The sequence below is a fragment of the Nodularia chucula CCY0103 genome, assembly GCF_963923915.1.
In the GTDB taxonomy this organism is placed as follows: domain Bacteria; phylum Cyanobacteriota; class Cyanobacteriia; order Cyanobacteriales; family Nostocaceae; genus Nodularia; species Nodularia chucula.
In genome coordinates, this window is sequence record NZ_CAWUOL010000228.1 from 1 (window position 1) to 543 (window position 543).

General features: G+C 36.5%; 1 protein-coding gene. It reads left to right on the forward strand.

Features of this window, described 5'->3' with window-relative positions; translation table 11 throughout:
• Positions 1-494 (forward strand): transposase (locus ACM0OP_RS24335; protein ID WP_414530972.1); only part of this gene is annotated, 494 nt, incomplete at its 5' end.
• Between the last annotated feature and the right edge of the window lie 49 nt (positions 495-543).

Sequence of the window (543 nt, forward strand, 5' to 3'; positions counted from 1 at the left end):
TCAGTTGGGATAATTTTAACGAATCAGGGGACTTAAAATCACAAGTAGAAGCCTACAAAAATTACACTGGGTATTATCCTGAATCAGTTCATGTTGATAAAATTTATCGGACTAGAGACAACCGAGCTTGGTGTAAAGAACGAGGAATTAGAATCAGTGGTCCTCCACTGGGTAGACCACCTAAAAATGTCAGTCCTGAAAAAAAGAAACAAGCTTTAGAAGATGAACGGATTCGTAACTCTATTGAGGGGAAATTTGGACAGGGTAAACGGAGATTTAGCCTGGGTAGAGTCATGGCTAAACTGCCTCATACTTCTTTAACTTCTATTTCCATAACTTTTTTAGTCATGAATCTTTCTACTCTGTTATTACGGCTTTTTTGGGGATTTTTGTGTCAATTTTTCAAAACTACGTCTTTTTTTCCGCTTCCGATTAATAAACTTGATGATTTAGGAAGTTTTAGACAACGAAAACTTATCTTTATTCTTGCCTGATTACCTACTCAATTCTCCTCAACTTTTTCTCGACTTTTTCAGCAAACCC